9 protein-coding genes are annotated in these 16886 nt (G+C 68.5%); 1 reads left to right on the top strand and 8 read right to left on the bottom strand.

Features of this window, described 5'->3' with window-relative positions; all coding sequences use genetic code 11:
- Positions 1-32: 32 nt before the first annotated feature.
- The 6 genes from pks2 to mutA form a co-directional block, all read right to left on the bottom strand.
- Complete coding sequence (gene pks2 / locus A5784_RS08655; protein WP_064944327.1) at positions 33-6308, bottom strand: sulfolipid-1 biosynthesis phthioceranic/hydroxyphthioceranic acid synthase; 6276 nt, start codon at positions 6306-6308, stop codon at positions 33-35.
- A gap of 1079 nt (positions 6309-7387) precedes the next feature.
- Positions 7388-8656 (bottom strand): esterase/beta-lactamase LipL, encoded by a 1269-nt coding sequence (gene lipL / locus A5784_RS08650; protein WP_064944289.1) that lies wholly within the window; start codon positions 8654-8656, stop codon positions 7388-7390.
- Between the two features lie 74 nt (positions 8657-8730).
- Positions 8731-9060: a DUF4333 domain-containing protein gene (locus A5784_RS08645; RefSeq protein ID WP_064944287.1), complete on the bottom strand. Its 330-nt coding sequence runs from the start codon at positions 9058-9060 to the stop codon at positions 8731-8733.
- A gap of 37 nt (positions 9061-9097) precedes the next feature.
- Positions 9098-10072, bottom strand: a complete 975-nt coding sequence (gene meaB / locus A5784_RS08640; RefSeq protein ID WP_064944286.1) for a methylmalonyl Co-A mutase-associated GTPase MeaB — start codon at positions 10070-10072, stop codon at positions 9098-9100.
- Positions 10072-12351 (bottom strand): methylmalonyl-CoA mutase, encoded by a 2280-nt coding sequence (gene scpA, locus A5784_RS08635; RefSeq protein ID WP_064944284.1) that lies wholly within the window; start codon positions 12349-12351, stop codon positions 10072-10074. The genes meaB and scpA overlap by 1 nt, the downstream gene beginning before the upstream one ends.
- Position 12352: 1 nt before the next feature.
- Positions 12353-14215: a methylmalonyl-CoA mutase small subunit gene (gene mutA, locus A5784_RS08630; protein WP_197514668.1), complete on the bottom strand. Its 1863-nt coding sequence runs from the start codon at positions 14213-14215 to the stop codon at positions 12353-12355.
- Positions 14216-14347: 132 nt separating this feature from the next.
- Between mutA and A5784_RS08625 the strand changes: the two genes are divergently transcribed.
- On the top strand, positions 14348-15094 hold the full coding sequence (locus tag A5784_RS08625) for a TVP38/TMEM64 family protein (protein ID WP_064944282.1): 747 nt from the start codon (positions 14348-14350) through the stop codon (positions 15092-15094).
- 74 nt (positions 15095-15168) lie between these two features.
- Here the strand turns inward: A5784_RS08625 and A5784_RS08620 are convergent, their stop codons facing one another.
- Together A5784_RS08620 and A5784_RS08615 are read right to left on the bottom strand one after the other, a co-directional pair.
- On the bottom strand, positions 15169-16398 hold the full coding sequence (locus A5784_RS08620) for an SPFH domain-containing protein (RefSeq protein WP_064944280.1): 1230 nt from the start codon (positions 16396-16398) through the stop codon (positions 15169-15171).
- A gap of 20 nt (positions 16399-16418) precedes the next feature.
- Positions 16419-16853: an NfeD family protein gene (locus tag A5784_RS08615; RefSeq protein WP_064944278.1), complete on the bottom strand. Its 435-nt coding sequence runs from the start codon at positions 16851-16853 to the stop codon at positions 16419-16421.
- Between the last annotated feature and the right edge of the window lie 33 nt (positions 16854-16886).

The following is a 16886-nucleotide window of genomic DNA, read 5'->3' as shown; positions in this document are numbered from 1 at the left end:
GGACGGTGTGCGTGACCCTGCGGCAGCCGCCATCACGACGAAACCGCTACGGGCGACTCAGGGGCCAAGGCGTCGCACAGCCGCTCGGCGAGAACGCGGACAGTGCTGATATCCGTTGCGCCGATGCGGATTCCGGTTTCCGCCTCGATCCGGGTACGTACCTCCAGCGTGCCCAGTGAGTCGAGGCCGTACTCGGCCAGCGGTCGGTCCGGATCGACCGCCCGGCGCAGGATCAGCCCGATCTGCTCGGCGATCATCCGGCGCATCCGCGCCTGCCATTCCTCATGCGGCAACGCGTGCAACTCGGCGAGGAAGGCGCTGCCGCCGCCCCGGTTGCCCCCCGCGGACCGGAACGCCTCGGCGAACCGGCTGTTCTGTGCGAACGCCTCGAGCCACGGGGTTCCCACCACTGGCGCGTAACCGCTGTAGGCGCGGTCGTGGCGCAGCAGCGTGGCGAACGCGTGGGCGCCCTCATCGGGCGAGATCGCGGTTCCCGAGTTCTCGGCCAGGCCCGTGCCGCGACCGATCTCCGCCCACGGTCCCCACGCGATCGCGAGCGCGGGCAAGCCCTGGCTGCGCCGCCAGTGCGTGAAGGCGTCCAGCCAGCTGTTGGCCGCGGCGTAGGCGCCCTGACCGGGCGAGCCGACCAGCGCTGCTGCCGACGAGAACGAGCAGAACCAGTCCAGCGACTGTTTGCGGGTGGCCTGATGCAGGTTCCACGCCCCGTAAACCTTTGGCGCCCAGTCTCTTTCGACGAGTTCGTCGGTGATGTTGGCGAGCACGGCATCTTCGACGACCGCAGCACCGTGCAGCACACCGCGCAACGGCAGACCGGTGGCGCAGGCCGCCTCGACGAGGCGTACGGCGACGGCGGGTTCGGCGATGTCACCGAGTTCGACGGCGATCTCGGTGCCGCCCCTGCGGATCCGGTCGACCACGGCTTGCGCTTCGGGTGTCGGCGCGGACCGACCGTTGAGCACGATCCGCCCGCAGCCGGCGCTCGCCAGTGTCTCGGCGAGGAACAACCCGAGTCCGCCCAGGCCGCCCGTGATCACGTAGGCGCCGTCACGCTGGAACACCGGCGCTTCCTCCGGTGGCACCACGGCCGAGATCTGGCCGCCGTGCGGGATGTCGAGCACCAGCTTGCCGGTGTGCTCAGCGGCGCCCATGACGCGGATGGCGGTGGCGCCGTCCTGCAGCGGGTAGTGCGTGGTCTGCGGCAACGGCAGGGTGCCATCGGCGATCCGGTGGTAGCAGACCTCCAGCAGCCGGTGCACGGTGTCGGGCTCGGTCAGCGCCAGCAGGGCCAGGTCGACGGCGTAGAACGACAGATTGCGGCGGAACGGGAACAGCCCCATCCGGGTATCGCCGTAGATGTCGCGCTTGCCGATCTCGACGAACCGGCCGCCGAAGGACAGCAGTTCCAGACCGGCCCGCTGGGCCGCACCGGTGAGCGAGTTGAGCACGATGTCCACGCCGTAGCCGTCGGTGTCCCGGCGGATCTGCTCGGCGAAGGCGATGCTGCGCGAATCGTAGACATGTTCGATACCCATGTCGCGCAACAGGTTCCGACGGGATTCACTGCCCGCGGTGGCGTAGATCTCGGCGCCGGCGGCCCGCGCCATCGCGATGGCCGCAAGCCCCACCCCACCCGTCGCGGAGTGGATGAGCACCTTGTCGCCGGCCGACATCCTCGCCAGGTCATACAGGCCGTACCACGCGGTCGCGTGCGCGCTGGGCACGGCCGCCGCCCGGTTCATCGGCACGCTGGGCGGAAGTGTCACAGCGAGATTGGCATCGCAGGTGACGAACGTCGACCACGCCCCGTCTGCGGAGATACCGCCTACGCGGTCCCCGACCTGATGGTTCACCACACCCGCGCCCACCGCCGTGACCACACCGGAGAAGTCGGCGCCGAGCTTGGGCAGGCGACCCTCGAAGCTCGGGTACCGGCCGAACGCCACGAGCACGTCGGCGAAGTTCAGGTTGGATGCGGTGACCGAGACCTCGATCTGTCCGGGGCCCGGCGCCACCCGCTCGAACGCGGCGAGTTCCAGCGACTGGATGTCACCCGGCGTGCGGATCTGCAGCCGCATGCCCTCCCGCGCGGGGTTCACCACGGTGGTGCGGCGTTCCTCGGGCCGCAGCGGGCCCGGAACCAGCCGTGCTACATACCAATCGCCGCCGCGCCAGGCGGTCTCGTCCTCGTCGGACCCGGACACCAGTTGGGCCACCACCCGGGCGGCGTCGGTGTAGTCGTCGACGTCGATCTGGCTGGCCTTCAACCGCGGATGCTCCATGCCGATCACCCGGATCAGGCCACGCAGCCCCGCCTCTTCCAGGTTGACCGCGTCCTCGGCCAGCACCGGCTGCGCGTTGCGGGTCAGCACGTGCAGGCGCGGCGGCTCCCCGTGCACCTCGGGCAGCTCACGCGCGATGTGCACGAGGTGGCGCACGGTGTCGCCGCCGCGGACACCGGACTGTTCGTCGGTGGCGCCGCTGCGCGGCGCGGTCACCACGAGCACGTCGCTGAACAGACGAGCCGCGAGGTGTTCGCGCAGCCGCTCCGCGCGGGCCGCGTGATCGGAGTGCTGCGGCCACGCCATGGTGGTGACGTCGACGTCGTGGGTCTTGAGCGCATCGGCGAGCTTGGTGGCCATCAGGTCGGCGGCGTCGGAGGTGCTGATCAGCAGCCAGCGTCCCGGATCGCTGAAGTCCTCGTCGGGCAGCTCCTGGGCCCGCCATTCGACGGCCAGCAGGCGTTCGTTGAGGGTGCGCTCACGCTGCCCACTCGCCGACACCCCGGTGCCGAGGTGCAGTCCGGCGACCGCCAGCAGCACCGCGCCCTGCTCGTCGAGCAGATCGAGGTCGACCGTCACACCCGTCGGGGAAGTTTCGACGATCCGGGCGAGGCAATAGCGCACATTGCGCGTCGACCCGTGTGCCTGCAGGCGGCGCACCCCGAGCGGCAGCATCAACGTGCCGGTGCGGTCCTCGCGCAGGTGTGGATGCGCTCCGACGGCTTGGAAGCAGGCGTCCAGCAGCGCAGGGTGAATGCCGTACACGCCCTGCTGCGACCGGATCGAACCCGGCAGCGCCACTTCGGCGAGCACCGAATTTTCCTGCGGCGCAGCGATATACGCTGCAACCAGGCCGGAGAAGGCTGGGCCGTACTGGATGCCGCGGTCGCTGTAGCCCGCACGCATCTCGGAGCCATCGACCCGCTGCGGGTGGGCGGCGAACAACGCGTCGAGGTCGTAGGACGGCGTAGTCGCCGCGCTGCCGGCGGAACGCAGGCGGGCGCCGCAACGCCGCACCAGCTCACCCTGCTGCAGCGTCTCCACCGCGAAATCGGCGTTTTCGGGTCCGCTCACCGTGGCGGTCGCCGACACCAGCGTCTGCTCCTCGAGCAGCAGCATCTGGTCGAACGTGATGTCGTGCACCTCGGCCTCGTCGCCGAGCACAGCACGAGCTGCAGCCAGCGCCATCTCGCAATAGGCGGCACCGGGAAGCGCGGCCACGTTGTGCACCTGGTGATCGCCCAGCCACGGCTGGGTCGCGGTGCCGACATCGGCTTGCCAGACGTGGCGTTCGGGCTCTTCGGCGAGTCGCACGTGGGCACCGAGCAGCGGATGCACTGCCAGCACGGCTCCGCCGGGTGCGAGCTCATTGGGGTCGCGGGTGAGGATCAGGTGCCGCCGTGTCCAGGTGGGCAAAGGCGCGTCCACAAGCCGACCCTGCGGGTAGAGCGCCGAGAAGTCGACGCGGGCACCCGCGGCATGCACGTCGGCCACCACCGGCAAGAGGCCGTTGGGCAGCTCCTGGTCGCGGCGCAGGCCGGCCAGGACGACGTGCGGGATGTCGAGCGCACGGGCGGTCTGATCGACGGCGTGCGTCAGCAGCGGATGCGGTGCGAGCTCGGTGAACACCCGGAAGCCGTCCTCAAGGGCGGCCTGCACCGCCGCGGCGAAGCGGACCGTGTGCCGCAGGTTGTCCACCCAGTAGTCGGCGTCCCAGTCGGCCAGGTCCCTCGGGTCGTAGAGGGTGGCCGAGTAGTACGGGATGGTCGGTTCGGCGGGATCCAGATCGGCGAGCTCGTCGGCGAGCTCGTCGAGGATCGGGTCGACCTGTGGCGTGTGGGACGCGACGTCGACGGCCACCTCGCGGGCCATGATGTCGCGGCTCTCCCACTCGGCGACGAGCGCCCGGATCGACTCCTTCGCGCCACCGACCACTGTTGACTTGGGCGACGCCACCACGGCCAGGACCACGTCGTTGACACCGCGCGCGGCCAGTTCCGAAAGCACCTGCTGGGCAGGCAGCTCCACCGATGCCATCGCGCCGGTACCGGCGATGGTCGCCATCAACCGCGAACGCCGGCAGATCACCTTCACACCGTCGCCGAGCGACAGCACCCCGGACACGACCGCGGCGGCGACCTCACCCATCGAGTGTCCGACGACGGCGCCCGGCTCAACGCCGCGAGCCCGCAGGGTCGCCGCCAAGGCGATCTGGACCGCGAACACCGTGGGCTGCACCCGGTCGATGCCGGTCACCACGTCGGCTGCCGTCATGGCCTCGGTCACGGAGAACCCGGATTCCCGGGCGATGAGGGGTTCGAGCTCGGCGACGGCCGCGGCGAACGCCGGCTCGGAGGTCAGAAGTCCGGCGCCCATCCCCGCCCACTGCGAGCCCTGCCCCGAGAACACCCAGACCGGTCCGCGATCACCCTGCCCGACAGCGGGCTCATACGGCATCTCGCCGTCGGCCATCTCACGTAGTCCGGCGATGAGACCGGGTCGGTCTGCAGCGAGCACCGAGGTACGCACCGACCGGTGTGCCCGGCGGCGCGCCAGCGTGTAGGCCAGATCGGCGATATCGACGTCGACCCGGTCGGTCAGCCAGTCGGCCAGCCGTCCCGCGGTCCGTCGCAGCTCATCGGCAGAGGTCGCCGACAGCGTGAACACCGAAGAACCCGCCGCGTCCTGCGGCGCCGCGCCGTCGGGAGCAGCGGCAACCGGGGCCTGTTCCAGCACTGCGTGCACGTTGGTCCCGGACAACCCGTAGGACGACACCGCGGCACGACGCGGGTGCGCATCGGAGATCGGCCAGTCGGTCGCCTCCTGCGGCACGAACAGACCGGTCTCGATGCGGGCCATCTCGTCCGGAAGCTCGGTGAAGTGCAGGTTGGGCGGAATGGTGCCGTGCTGCAGCGCGAGCACGGCCTTGATCAGGCCGACCGCGCCCGATGCCGACTGGCTGTGGCCGAAGTTGGTTTTGGCAGACCCCAGTGCGCACGCCGCCGATGTGCCGTAAACCGTTGCCAGGCTTGCATATTCGATGGGGTCGCCGACCGGGGTTCCGGTGCCGTGGGCCTCGATCAACCCGACCGTCGCGGGGTCCATGCCCGCCACGCTCAACGCCGACCGGTAGACCGCGACCTGCGCGTCACGCGACGGCGTGGCGATGTTGACGGTGTGGCCGTCCTGATTGGCGGCGGTGCCGCGGACGACGGCCAGGATGCGGTCGCCGTCGCGTTCGGCATCGACCAGCCGCTTGAGCAGCAGCACCGCGGACGCTTCGCCGGACACGAACCCGTCGGCCGCGACGTCGAAGGCATGGCAGCGGCCCGTCGGCGACAACATGCCCTGCGCCGAACCCGAGGCGAGTTTTCGCGGCTCGAGCACGATGCACACGCCACCGGCCAGCGCCAGGTCACTCTCGCCATCGTGCAGGCTGCGGCAGGCGTTGTGCACCGCGAGCAGACCCGATGAGCAGGCCGAGTCGACCGAATAGGCCGGGCCGTGCGCGCCGAGGTGGTAGGCGATGCGGCCGGAGGCGAGGCTGAAGTTGTTGCCTGTGAAGCCGTACGGGCCCTCGATGGAGTGGGCGTCGGCCGCGAGCAGCTGGTAGTCGCCGTGGGTCAGGCCCATGAATACGCCGGTCAGAGATCCGGCGAGGGTGGCAGGGTCGATACCGGCGTGCTCGACGGCTTCCCACGCGGTCTCCAGCAGCAGCCGGTGCTGCGGATCGATGGCCGTGGCCTCGCGGTCGCTGATGCCGAAGAAGTCGGCGTCGAATCCGGCGACGTCGTCGAGGAATGCGCCCCACTTCGACACCGACCGCCCGGGTACACCGGGTTCGGGGTCGTAGTACTCCTCGGCGTCCCAACGATCCGTCGGTACGGTGGTGACAAGGTCGTCGCCGCGTAGCAGGGCCTGCCACATCTGTTCTGGGGAATCGATACCGCCAGGCAGACGGCAGGCCATTCCGATGACCGCTACCGCAGTGACTGGTGCCTCAACCACCAACTTCAACCTCTTTCAAGACGTCTACGCAGACAAATCGGGCCGGGCGCCAGTTCTGCGACACCGAAGGGCGAAGACGCGTCGCGCTCCTGCCCGGACCTCGCCGCCCGGCGTCCGGCCGGCGGAATCGTCGGACGAACACTTCCGATCGCGGCGAACCGGGCAACTGGGGTTACCAGCCACGCGGCCACCTCTCTCGATACCGGCGACGATCGAACTGAGAAGTGCCGAATAAGAGTGCTCGATGCGTCAACGTCGACGCACGCTACCTGATCCCGCATTCATTCGGAATGTTGCCAATCCGAGTGCGTAGCGTAGCGCTTCATATGTGGGCAATGTTGGAAACAATGGATCGCAAAACTGCTGACATTCACCCACGATGCCCGCCACCGAAGACGGCGGCCAGTCGATGATGCGCGGCTCGGCGGCTGGGAAGCCATCCCCATCCGCTGCGGTGTTCCTCTAACTCTGTTGTGCCACAGTGGATTACCGAATCACAATACGGTGACGCCGCCGCCTGCCGTCCCATGCCCCACCGTCTCGCGAGGGGGCGCGCACGCGTAATTGATGACCTCTCCGCTGTCAACGACACGACCCCTCGGCATCCGAATAGGCATTGCTAAGCAATACTCAGCGGATTCCCAGGAATACGACAGAAAGTTTGCTGTTCACCCGTTCGCAAACTTCGAATTCCGTGGTGGAGCAAATATGCAACAGATACTGAACAGCGATTTAATATGCCTGCCTAATTGATAGCTGACCGTGCAGTCGACAAGTCTTGTTTCCGTCGTTGCGCACGCAATGACCAGTGACAACCACGTCGACGCGCGACCGCCCGGGCGAGCCGACCACCGCCGGCGTTCGCCATGGCATCGGTCCGGCCCGATACCGGATCCCGCGGCCGTCACCCGCAATTAACCCGGAGGGCAAATCCGACCCTCGCACGGGCGCTTCGCTAACGTCATCCCCGGCCGAGGCTCGGTAAACCTGAAAGTGAGATAGATCACTGGCCGGTGTGTCGCGTTACACCGACCACCAAAATCGTCAAAACGACGGACAGCAGACCCCGCGGATGCGGGTCAGCCGGCGGCCGTCTTGGACAGCTCGAACGGGCCCGAACCGAAGTCGGGTACCGGCTGATAGCCGCGGCGGCGCGCTGCCCCGACGTCCTTGCGGATGACCGCGTTGAGGGCGACGAACGCCGTCATGTCGAGCACCATCGGCGTGACCAGCCGGTTGTGCACGAAACCGATCGCCAGGCCACTGGCCGGGTCAGCCCATCCCACCGAGCCGCCCATGCCGACGTGCCCGAAGCCGGGCATGACCCCGAACGGCACAGAGTGATACCCGAGGTGGAAGGACAGCGGGACGACGAGGTTGCGATCGGGCCGCAGCGCCGACGGGCCGGTGAGACGGGCGACGGTTTGCGGAGACAGGAATTCGACACCCTCGAAGCGGCCGGCGTTGGCGATCGCTCCGTACATCCTGGCCAGCCCGCGCGCGGTCGCGACACCGTTGGCAGCAGGTATCTCACTGTCGAGGAATGGGGTTTCTCCCCGGATCAGGGACATCACCCCGGGTACATACATCGACCCGAAGGCGCCCGATCGGTCGAGCCCCGCCAGCTTGGGGGCGAGCAAGTCGAAAACGTAGTTGGGCCAGCGGCGCTGGGGCGCGAGAATCTGCGCCGCTCGAGTGGGCGCACCCACCGGGGGCCTGCCCAGATGCAGGCCGTCGGTGCGCAGGGGCTCGGCCAACTCGGCACGCATCAGATCACGCATACCCTGACCCGTCACCGCCCTGGCCAGGCCGGACAGCAGCCAACCGTAGGTCAGCGCGTGGTAGGCCGGTTTGTCGAACAGCACCGCACTGACCGGCGAGGCCGCAATGCGTTCTTCCATCAGCCTGGGGTTCAACAGCTCGGTCAGGCTCACCCCGTTGAGCTGTGACAGGCCGGCGCGATGCGCCATGACCTGCCGGACAGTGATGCCGGCCTTGCCGTTCTCACCGAACTCCGGCCAGTACGCGCACACCGGGGTGTCGTAGTCGAGCAGGCCGCGGTCTACCAGCCGGTGGATGACCGTCGAGGCCATCCCCTTGGTCGCCGAGAACACCATCGCGCCGGTATCGGCTGTCCAGAACTCGGTGCCCGCCCGGTCGGAGAATCCGGTCCACACGTCGACGACGGGCTCACCGTCCTGGAACACCGCCAACGCACCGCCGCCGAACCGGCGGCCCGGGAAGAGCTGGGAGAAGGCCCGCACGGTGCAGCCGAAATTGGCGTCTGCAGCACCCTGGACGCCATGCGGGAGCGCGACATTGCGTCCCCGACAGTCACTGTCCGACACAACTCCGAATTTACCTGGAACCCCGGCTAACTACTGGCGTGTTACCGATCTGTTAACGCCATTCGGCCCGAACGTCACCCCATCGGCTTGTCGTCGACCTTGAAGTCGATGTTGACCTTGCCGTCCTTCACCGCTTTGACGGTCGCGGTGACGCCGTATTTGGTGCCATTGCCAGCGGTCAGCACGCAATGCTGGGTGTTACCCACTTTGCCCACGATGCCGTCGTCGCATGTGACGGACTTGGCCTTCTTCTTGGCCGCGGCTTCCAGCCTCTCCTTGGCCATGGATTGCAGCTCCGTCTTCGAGACTGTCGGCTGGCTACCGCCGCTGCACCCGGTGAGCAGCACGCCGGCCGCTGCGACGCCGGCGATCAGGAGGCGCAGCGTGGAGTTCACACGTGACATACGGTTCGACCCGCCCTTCGGTTGCTGTCGATGGCCATCAGTTCGCCGCGTCGAGTATCTGCTGCGCCGCGAGCGCCGGGGTCAGTTCGCCTTCCCGCACCTGGCGCTCCACCTCCGCGCGGATGCTGCGCACCTGCGGATTGGACAGCAGGCGGTCGAGCACGGTGTCGCGCACCATCGACCAGGTCCAGTCGACCTGCTGTTCGCGCCGCCGCTTGTCGAACTCCCCCGCCTCGCTGAGCACCTGCCGATGCTTGAGCACCGTGTCCCACAGTTCGGCCAGGCCGTCGCCGGTCAGCGCACTCATCGTGAGAACCGGTGGGCGCCATAGTGATTCGCGAGGATAGATCAGCCGGATGGCACCGGTGAGCTCACGCGCGGCTTGTTTGGCCTCGACAGCGTGGTCACCGTCGGCCTTGTTCACCACGATGACGTCGGCCAGTTCCAGCACACCCTTCTTGATGCCCTGCAGCTGGTCCCCCGTGCGGGCCAGCGTGAGGAACACGAAGGTGTCGACCATGTTCGCCACGGCGACTTCGGACTGCCCCACCCCGACCGTCTCGACCAGGATGACGTCGTAGCCTGCGGCCTCCAGCAGCACGATGGTCTCGCGGGTGGCCTTGGCGACCCCGCCCAGCGTCCCCGACGTCGGCGACGGCCGGATGTAGGCGTCCGGATGCACCGCCAGCCGCGCCATGCGGGTCTTGTCCCCCAGGATCGACCCGCCGGTGCGGGTCGAGGACGGATCGACGGCCAGCACTGCCACCCGGTGACCGGCCTCGATGAGGTGCATCCCGAGGGCTTCGATGGTGGTCGACTTGCCGACGCCGGGCACCCCGGTGATCCCGACATGCATGGCCGTGCCCGCGAACGGCATGAGTTCGAGCAGCAGCTGCTGGGCCTGGTCCCGATGATCGGCCCGCGTCGACTCGACCCGGGTGATGGCCCGCGCCAGTGCGGCGCGGTCACCAGCCGGGATCGCGGCGGCGAGGTCTTTAACGGAGTGGGCCACTAGCTCAGCTGGTAGCCGAGCCGATCAGCCAGCTTCTGCAGCAGGCCGATGGCCGCGTCGGCGATGACCGTGCCGGGCGGGAAGATCGCGGTGGCGCCGGCCTCGTACAACTCGTCGAAGTCACCGGGCGGGATCACGCCGCCGACCACGATCATGATGTCCGGTCGCCCCACCTCGGCCAGTGCATCCCGCAGCGCGGGCACCAGCGTGAGATGCCCGGCGGCCAGGGACGACACCCCGACGACGTGCACATCGTTGTCGGCGGCCTGGCGGGCCACCTCGTCCGGGGTCGAGAACAACGAGCCCACGTCGACGTCGAAGCCGATGTCGGCGAACGCCGTCGCGATCACCTTCTGCCCGCGGTCGTGGCCGTCCTGACCCATCTTGGCGACCAGGATGCGGGGCCGACGTCCGTCCGCCTCGGCGAACTTCTCCACCAATTCCGTTGCGGTGCTCACGTTCCCGGCCTTCCCGACCTCGTCTCGATAGACGCCCGCGATGGTGCGGATCTCGGCCCGGTGCCTGCCGTACACCTTCTCCAGGGCGTCGGAGATCTCGCCGAGGGTCGCTTTGGCACGCGCGGCGTCGATCGCAAGGGCCAACAGGTTGTTACCCAGCCCGTCCTCGCCCGCCACACCGGATTCGCCTGCGGCACGGGAAAGTTCGACAAGTGCGGCCTGAGTGGCGGCCTCGTCTCGCTCGGCGCGCAGCTGCTCGAGTTTGGCGATCTGCTCGGCACGCACACGCGAGTTCTCGACCTTGAGGACCTCGATCTCCTGGTCCTCGTCGACCTGGTACTTGTTGACGCCGATCAGGGGCTGGGCACCGGAGTCGATGCGGGCCTGGGTACGCGCCGCGGCCTCTTCGATGCGCAGCTTCGGGATGCCGTCGCTGATGGCCTGAGCCATGCCGCCGTGCTCGGCGACCTCTTTGATATGGGCGCGGGCCTTTTCCGCGAGCTGGTAAGTCAGCCACTCCACGTAGTACGAACCACCCCACGGGTCGATCGGTCGAGTGGTGCCAGATTCCTGCTGCAGCAACAGCTGGGTGTTGCGGGCAATGCGGGCCGAGAAGTCGGTCGGCAGCGCCAATGCCTCATCGAGCGCGTTGGTGTGCAGCGACTGGGTGTGCCCCTGGGTGGCGGCCATCGCCTCGATGCAGGTGCGCGCGACGTTGTTGAACACGTCCTGCGCCGTGAGCGACCAGCCCGAGGTCTGCGAGTGCGTACGCAGCGACAGTGACTTGTCGCTCTTGGCACCGAATTCGGCCACCAACTCGCTCCACAGCAGCCGGCCCGCGCGCAGCTTGGCCACCTCCATGAAGAAGTTCATGCCGATGCCCCAGAAGAAGCTCAACCGGGGGGCGAACTTGTCGATGTCGAGGCCCGCGTCCAGGCCGGCCTTGATGTACTCGACGCCGTCGGCCAGCGTGTAGGCCAACTCCAGATCGGCTGTGGCACCGGCCTCCTGGATGTGATAACCCGAGATCGAGATGCTGTTGAACTTGGGCATCTTCGCGCTGGTGTAGCCGAAGATGTCGGAGATGATCCGCATCGACGGTTTCGGTGGGTAGATATAGGTGTTGCGGACCATGAACTCTTTGAGAATGTCGTTCTGGATGGTCCCGGCAAGCCTCTCCGGCGGCACGCCCTGCTCCTCGGCGGCCACCACGTAGAGCGCGAGGATCGGCAGCACCGCACCGTTCATCGTCATCGAGACGCTGACGCTGCCGAGATCGATGCCGTCGAACAGCTGCCGCATGTCGAGGATCGAGTCGATGGCCACACCGGCCATGCCGACATCGCCCTGTACCCGCGGGTGGTCCGAGTCGTAGCCGCGGTGGGTGGCCAGGTCGAAGGCCACCGAGAGACCCTTCTGGCCGGCCGCCAGGTTGCGCCGGTAAAACGCGTTGGATTCGGCAGCGGTGGAGAAGCCCGCGTACTGGCGGATGGTCCACGGCTGGTTGACGTACATCGTCGGGTACGGCCCACGGACGAACGGCGGGGCGCCCGGAAAGCTGTCCAGCGGGTACCCGGCCTCGACCACCGCGTCCCGGTCGGCGGCGATGTAGACCGGCTTGACGTCGATGCCCTCCGGCGTCGACCAGGTCAGCTGCTCGGGGGCATACCCGTGGGCCGCCGCGGCCTCGGCGACGTGCGTTGCAACGGCCTGCGGGGTGGCGGGCTCGCCGGTGCCCTCACCGTGCAGCGGTACGCCGGCGAAGCTGCCGATCGGGGTGGCGGACGGAGCCGGGCTGCCGGCGACATCGTTCAGAGTCATATCAGGCCCCCAGACCGGTGAGCAGGTTCGACAACACTTCTACCGCATTGATCTTCGCGGTCAGGTACCCGTCGGGTTTCGAATCGGCTTCCGCGACAGCCTTTTCCGGCCCGGCCAGCAGAACCTGGCCCACCCCGGCCGCGTGCGCGGCCTCGACCACCGCGGCGGCCTCGGCTCCGTAACGGGCATCGGTGCCGCACAACACCGCGACGCTGGGCGACCCGGTCTCCGCGACAGCCGAGGCGACGCTCGAGGCCTCGACCGTGCCGGGGTTGACCGCCTCGATGCCGCCCGAGGCCAGCAGGTTGCTCGCGAAGGTGGTCCGGATGTTGTGCTCGGCCAGCGGGCCGAGCGGCAGCAGCAGCACCCGGGGGCGAGCTCCGTTGGCCGCCAGGAAGGCATCGGAGCGGTCGCGCAGCTCTTCGAAGCCTGCCGCGTAACGCGCCCAGCCCAGCACTGAATTACCTTGCACGAGCGGCGCTTCGGCGAGGTTCGGGAACTCATTGACGCCGGTGATCGCGGTGCGGCGATGCGCGATGTCATCGGAGCGCCGCCCCGCCACCTCGGCGATCTCGGCCTTCAGGTAGTCCTGGGCCGCCACGAATCCGCCGCGGGATTCGATCTCCTGGAAGTGCGTCCAGGCCTGCTCGGCGAGCTGGGCGGTGAGGTCCTCGACGAACCAGGATCCGCCCGCCGGGTCGAGCACCTGACCGAGGTGCGACTCCTCGAGCAGCAGCAGCTGCGTGTTGCGGGCGATCCGCCGGGCGAAAGTGGTTGAGGTGCCGTCCAATCCGCCGGGGATCGCCGCATCGAACGGATGCACCGTGATGGTGTCGGCGCCGCCGACACCGGCGGAGAACGCGGCCAGCGTGGTGCGCAGCATGTTCACCCACGGATCCCGCTGGGTCATCATCGGCAGTGAGGTGACGGCGTGTAGCGTCGCCGCCCCGCAGTCGGGCGCACCCACCACTTCGGCAACCCTGGCCCACAGCTGCCGGGCCGCCCGCAATTTGGCGATGGTCATGAACTGATCGTCGTCGGCGGCGTACCGGAAACTGATCTGCCGCAACGCATCATCGGCCGCGATGCCGCCGTCACCGAGGATGCGCAGGTAGGCCACGCCCGCGGCGACCGAACCGGCCAGCTCCAAGGCCGCACTCGCGCCGCGATTGTGGAAGGCCGGGCCGTCGACGGTGATGGCGCGCACCCGGCCCGCGTAGCCCGTCAGCTGTGCGGCAGCGGCGATCACGTCGGCCTCGGTGGCCGCGCCGCGCCCGGAAAAGCCCGCGGTGAGCGGGTCGGCGCCCAGGTCGACCGACAACCGGGCACGCTGGTCGTCGTCGAAGTCCGCCAGCAGGGCCAGCACCTTCTCGGCGGTCACCCGATAGTCGGCGCCCGCGGTCTCGAACACGATCGGCACCAGGTCGAGGAACACGCCGTCGAGCACGCGGTCGATATCGGCGGCCGCGACGCCGTCCGGGCCGCCGATCCGCAGCAGCAGGGCGCTGACGCCTTCGGTCAGCGCGAGGAGCAGCACGCCGTTGACGGTCTCGACGCCGGAACCGGGGACGATCGGGAACGGCTCGGCCACGCGCCAGCCGGCCTTCACATCACGACGTGCGTCGCCGCCGCGGATATAGGGCCACTGACCCGGCAGCGACGGCTCGGCCACGGCGTCGAGGCTCGTGTAGAGCGGACGGATCGGGAAACCTTCGTAGGTGGCCGAGTCCAGTAGCCGCTCCGGCTCGGCCGGCAGGTCGGCGCTGTCCCCCCGTCGGCTCTTGGCGAGGACGCCGGCAACCGCCTTGCGCCACTGATCACGGTCGGATTCGACCGCACTGGACCCCTGTAACGACACCCGCATCTCCTGTTGTCGCAGCTTGTGACCTAGCCACTCGTTTCTCAGGCTAAATGATCACTATCACGGCTCTGCCCGCCGGGCAGCCGACGCCGACGGCGGTGACTGGGAGATGTTCGCCCGCGGCCCGTAGTCTTGATGAGCGTGAAACCCGTCGTCAGCACCCTGCGAACCGTGCGTGCCGCGGTGATGACGACCGTGCTGCAGCTGCCGCCGCGCCGCATCGTCGCCATCCTGGCCGCAATTGTGATTCTTGTCGCAGTCGCACTTCTGGTGCCGTTGCCCACGGCGCTGCAGCTGCGCGACTGGGCCGGCTCCGTCGGGCCGTGGTTTCCGCTGGCCTTTCTGGGCGCCCACATCGTGGTGACGGTATTTCCGTTTCCCCGCACGGCCTTCACGCTGGCGGCCGGGCTGCTGTTCGGTCCGGCCCTGGGAGTCGCGATCGCCGTGGTGGCCAGCACGGTGAGCGCGGTGATCGCGTTGTTGCTCGTCCGAGCGGCCGGTTGGCAACTCGACCGGCTGGTCTCGCACCCGAAGCTCGACGCGGTCGATGCGCGGCTGCGCCAACGGGGCTGGCCGGTGGTGATATCGATGCGGTTGATCCCCGCCGTCCCGTTCTCCGTGCTCAATTACGCCGCCGGGGCGTCTGCCGTGCGTGTGGTGCCCTACACGCTGGCCACGATCGTCGGGCTGCTTCCCGGGACGGCCGCCGTCGTCATCCTCGGTGACGCGTTGACCGGCAACATCAGCCCCGCGTTGTTCCTGGTGTCGCTGAGCACGGCCGCCCTCGGCGTGGCCGGGTTGATCTTCGAGATGCGCAGCCATCGCCGGGCTCAGCACAACGCCGTGTCAAGCGACGCGGTCGACACTGTGACCGGCGGCTGAACCGATCACCGACACCGAGACCCCCGCTGCCGATGATCGAACTGCGCCTGCAGTCCCAGGCCTGACGACGGCTGTCAGGCGCGGTGCGACCCGCCGGGCAACCCGCCCTGCGGATACGGCCCATCCAACGAGGGCGCCTGCGGCGGGTGGGCGGGCGCCGACCCGAGCGGCGCAGCGGCGGCCGGAGCCCCCAGCGGCGGCGTCGTCGCGCGAGCTTCGGCCTCCGCCTTGGCCACCGCCTGCGCGATGGCCGGGTCGGTTTGCGTGCTGAACCACCCGGCGACCTCGTCGGAGTCGTCCTCCGGCTTGGGCAGATTCTCCTCCACCGGGGTCGGCGTGTACCGGAACACCCCGTCCTCGCCGGGCGCACCCAGCATCTTGGTGAATCCCTGTAGCGCCGAACCGAAATCGCTCGGCACGATCCACACCTTGTTCGCCTCGCCCTTGGCCATCTGCGGCAAGGTCTGCAGATACTGGTACGCCAGCATCTCCGGGGTGGGCCGGCCGGCCTTGATCGCCGCGAACGTCTTCTCGATGGCCTTCGCCTGGCCCTGCGCCTGCAGGTACTGGGCGGCGCGTTCACCCTGGGCCCGCAGCATCCGGGACTGCCGGTCGGCCTCGGCGGCGAGAATCGCCGCCTGTTTCGCACCCTCGGCCGCCAGGATCTGCGACTGCTTCTGACCTTCGGCCTGCTTGATCGACGATTCCCGCACACCCTCGGCGGTCAGGATCATGGCGCGCTTCTCGCGGTCGGCCTTCATCTGCTTCTCCATCGACTCCTGGATCGACGGCGGGGGGTCGATGCTGCGCAACTCAACCCGCGCCACCCGCAGGCCCCAGCGGCCGGTGGCCTCGTCGAGCACACCACGCAACTGTCCGTTGATCTGGTCGCGTGAGGTCAGCGTCTGCTCCAGCGTCATCCCGCCGACCACGTTGCGCAGCGTGGTGGTGGTCAATTGCTCGACACCGACGATGTAGTTGCTGATCGAGTACACGGCGGCCTGCGGCTCCGTCACCTGGAAGTAGACGACCGTGTCGATGTTCAGCGTGAGGTTGTCCTCGGTGATCACCGGCTGCGGCGGGAACGACACCACCCGCTCACGCAGGTCCACTCGGGCCCGGATCCGGTCGATGAACGGCACCAGCAGCGTCAGCTGGCCGCTGACCGTGCGGCTGTAGCGCCCCAGCCGCTCGATGACCGCCGCCTCGGCCTGCGGTATCAGCGCGACGGACTTCGCCACCACGATGATGGCGAACACCACGAGCACCGCCAGGAAGACCAACCCGGCTATAGCACCGTCCATGTGAGACACCCCTTTTTGGTTTACAGAGACTTGAAGACAACAGCGGTGGCGCCGTCGATCTTGATGACGGTGACGTGGTCGCCGGGTTCGAACACATCGTCGTCGTTGAGTGGCCTGGCCGTCCACACCTCGCCATCGAGTTTGACCTGGCCTTCGTGCCGGGCGACCCGGTCCAATACCAGCGCCGACTTGCCTTCCAGCGCCTGGACCGGGTTCGGAAGGCCGTGCCCGCTGAGCAACCGCCTGCGCAGCGCGGGCCGTACCAGCACCAGCAACAGGACCGAAACCACCAGGAATACGGCGCCGTCGGCCCATACCGGCCAGTCCAGCAACGCACTGGAAGCCGTGGCTGCCAGCGCTCCGCCGCCCAGCATGAGCAGGAACATATCGCCGGTCAGCGCCTCAGCCCCGGCCAGCCCCAGCGCCACGATGAGCCAGATCAGCCACACAGGCATGCATCCACCCTAGCGAATACCGCCGTTGCGGCG

The sequence above is a fragment of the Mycobacterium sp. 852013-50091_SCH5140682 genome (genome assembly GCF_001665685.1).
Lineage (GTDB): Bacteria > Actinomycetota > Actinomycetes > Mycobacteriales > Mycobacteriaceae > Mycobacterium.
This window is presented reverse-complemented; position numbering and strand designations above follow the sequence as displayed.